The organism is candidate division TA06 bacterium (assembly GCA_004376575.1).
Taxonomy (GTDB): Bacteria; Hydrothermota; DG-26; order E44-bin18; family E44-bin18; genus E44-bin18.
The window spans coordinates 1-3,730 of record SOJN01000004.1 but is presented as its reverse complement, the minus strand read 5'-3'; the positions used below and the strand labels follow the sequence as shown (position 1 = coordinate 3,730).

Below are 3,730 nucleotides of genomic sequence, written 5' to 3'. Positions count from 1 at the left end.
ATCACTCTGGGGGCCAATGGATGCCAGGGGTGAGTCCGGTGAGGTTAGCTCCGCTCCGGCCGAACGGAGCAGATAGAAGTAGGTGGCTTTCTCATCTACTTCTTCGTCCACATAGTAGGACTGTCTGGTCTCTCCGATGTAGGCGTAGGGGCCGGAGGCTATCTCGGAGCGATAGACTCTGTAGGCATATGGACCGATCGGCCCCCAGGTGAGAAGAACTCCGTGTGGAGTTCTAACTGCTGATAAATCAGCCGGAGAGGGCGGGAACTCCGGAACGACAAAACCTCGTGCTGGCACTGCAAGCGGACCTGCCAGCTCTGAGTCACCATCACTATAGAATGTCCTCACCCAGTAGTAATAGCTGTTAGGCCCACCATACTCATGAAAATCTGTATAGGCATACCTGCCAAGACCATCAATAAAGTCAAAAGCTGCGACATAATCAAAAGGTTCCCCATGTTCATTCTCAAAGCTCTTTAGTAGCTGGAATGAATCAACAGGAGATTCTGGATTGATATCCCAGACAATTTCAGCAAAAGGAGGGGAGAAATTCTCCACACAATCTATCCTGGGAGAGCTCATGGGCAAACGCCTTAATATCGTGCCGTTCGTTCCAACAGCCCAACCGTAGCCGGACAAATCATCAAGCATCTCCACATCATTGAGATGATAATCTGCATCCCCTCCCTCTTTGCCCCAGAATTGGCCTCCGGAACGGAAGTAGCGTATCTCACCAGATGTCCCCACTGCCCACGCGTGCTCTCCCTTGCTCCAGACGTCCCTGAACCAGACACCCCTGGGGGCAATTGTATAAACTGACCAGTTCTCTCCGCGGTCTGTTGTCTCACCGACTCTGCCTTCTGATAATGCCACGTATGCGTTGTCAAATCCTGACGCCCAGAGAGCAGCAATAGCCCGGCTGAACTGTGGAGTAGACATAAGATCTGGTAGTCTGTATTCTCCTTCAGGGACCGGGAATGGTTGGTTTGGATGCCAACTCGCTCCACCGTCCGTTGTGTGCACAACCCCGCCACTATTGTCGGAACAGGTCCATGCGTTGTCCACGTCCTGTGCCCAGACAGATTGGAAGTGGTCAGAGAAGGAAGAGACGTCGTATGCACGCCATGATCCTCCGCCGTCCGTTGTCTGCAGAACAAGACCGTGGCCTGCCGCAATCCATCCTGACCCGTCACCTGGCACGTGTATATCGTAGAACGGTGTGGGTGGTGTCTCTAGTGGCAAGTCCGGGTAGATCGTCTTCCATGCTTCCCCACCATTTGTACCCTTCAATATTATCCCAATGTGTTTGCTTGGTTCTTCTCTCTTCTCACCGACTATCCAGATATCGTTCCCCGCCACGTCAACGGCCCTGAGATTCCATTGGTCCAGGCCCTGTGGTAGATCCTCCGCCTCATGCCATCCTGACCCATCCCGCTTCAAGATCAGGCCCGCATCACCAACCACCCACGCTTGATCTGATGTGACTGCTACAATTCCATTGAGGTTGACTTCAGTAGGAAATCCCTCAGCAGACCACCTGCTCGCCGAAGCTAGCCCTGGAGCCAAGAGCAAGCCGAACGCCAGTGCCACAGCTACGTTGACTTTATTCATTTCTTTCCCTCCCTGCTTGATAAGTTCGAAGACAACACTACCGGATAAGGACTATTTTGCGAGCCTGCATTGACCTTGCATCTTGTTCGGGTAAGTCAAGCCTGACAAAGTAGACACCCGAAGGCACAGGCAAATCCCTATCATCTCTCCCGTCCCACCGAACTGTGAAGGCTCCTGAAGAACCCTGAGCATTTCCAGGCAAAGGAATAGTCCGAACCAGGCTTCCTCTGGCATCATATATTTCAAGAATGGCTCGGTGAGAACCGCTAAGCCGCAGGTAAATCAGAGTCTCTCTGGAAAACGGATTTGGGTAACACTGGAAAACATGTGCGGTGACACTCGAATTTCTTGTTCGGTATCCCTCCACAATGCCGGTTTCCTTGTACCTGGTTACCCACACCGTATGTTCTGATATCGGTGCGGCGTAGTTGCTGAACATAATCTCATCATAACCGTCATTGTCCACGTCGCCGGCTGTGCTTGTCATCCAGGCAGGCTGCTGACCCTCAAATTCGCCTCTGGCGTATGCATCCGGTACTGTATCCAGAGGCATCCCTCCTAACCAGAGGTACATCGTTCCTCTGCTCTTGTACTCCAGCGTGGCACCCGATACAATGTCCCCCATCCCGGACCTGTCAACGTCTCCGGCGTAAGATGTGTTGGCCCCCAGCCTGCTCGAGTCAGTCCTGCCCAGCATGTAGGCGTCAACGAGCGTGTCCATCGACGAGTCTCCATACATAACATAGATCTTGCCAGGAGAGGCTGTACCGAACCCATCCGGGTAGAAGATTGAGCCTGCGACGAGCCAGTCATGAGCACTGTCGTGCTTAACAATATCCACTCCGAACCAGCCAAGATGCTGAGAACCCCCTTCTCCGCGAACCCAGACATCAGCAATCGTGTCCATGGGTGATCCGCCAAAAAAGCCGTATACCTTACCTGCCCAGAATACAACGTCAGAGTTGCCATCGGCACCAACCACAACATCATCAAACCCGTCACCATTCAGATCTCCCCCTCCGCCGACAGATATGCCCATGCCTTCCGTGTCATGCGCATTCAGAACTACGTCGGGCTGGCTATCAGGGGGAGTCCCACCGAAAAAGATGAGCGCTCTACCATCCGTGCCCGCCCAGAGATAGTCTCCTACTATGCAGTCATCTATCGAATCACCATTGATATCGCCAGCACCTGCTACTGCAGTAGCAACCGACTCTCCCGGCCTGGTCTCAAGAATGACATCCGGGATTGTATCCATTGGATCTCCACCGAAGAACACCTTTACCGCGCGCTCACCCCTTCCCTGTGCCATTATCACGTCGTCATAACCGTCACTATTGAAGTCACCAATTCCGGCTACCCTTATCCATCCGCTGCCGTATTTTGAACCCGTGAGTATCAGATCCGGCATCGTGTCAATTGGACTACCCCCCAAGAAAACATAGCCCTTACCGAAATAGGGTTCCATGGAGGTGTCAACCAACCTGTTCGCTGCGACTATGATGTCATCGTAGCCATCGTCGTTAACATCACCTGCACAATCGATTGAGATCCCCCAATCCCAGAGGCTATCTGGTGGTGCCAAATTCACATATGTCCTCTGAAATATGATTTCCAGGTTCTCCAGGATTTGGGAAAAGCATACCGAAGGTATGAGGATCAGAGTCACAAATAGAACCGGCATAAGAAAAAAGACACTTTTCGTCATTCTAATAGGATTCTTGCTCATCACAACCTCCGCGCTTTTCCCCGATTCTACCACCAAATCAGCCTATTCCAAAGACTTTATCGCAACTCAACCCCTCTCCCAATCAGAAGAAAATGTACTCTTCCCACGGTTCCTGAGAATCAAAACTGCCGGAAAGTCCCGGCAGACCATCCTGCCACCTTCAGAAGCAAACTCCAATTCGACGTTCTGAGGAACCTTCAACCTCATCTCTATCCCTGCATAATCCTTTGTCTTTTCCCACAGAGGAGGCTCAGGCTGAGTTATTGACAGATAGAGAATCTTCCCCTTCTGTACGATATCAACACTGATAGACCGCCAGTATCCTTCTAGATCGCTATCTCCAGACACACACGCGATTTTCGTAAACTCTATCTGGAGTTCATTTGAATG

Annotated in this window: 2 protein-coding genes; both read right to left on the bottom strand. The window is 51.7% G+C overall.

From position 1 onward, the window contains the following. Positions 1-1,611 (bottom strand): hypothetical protein (locus tag E3J62_00110; protein TET47879.1); only part of this gene is annotated, 1,611 nt, incomplete at its 3' end. A 37-nt stretch (positions 1,612-1,648) separates the two neighbouring features. Further along, positions 1,649-3,340 (bottom strand): hypothetical protein, encoded by a 1,692-nt coding sequence (locus E3J62_00105; protein ID TET47878.1) that lies wholly within the window; start codon positions 3,338-3,340, stop codon positions 1,649-1,651. Between the last annotated feature and the right edge of the window lie 390 nt (positions 3,341-3,730).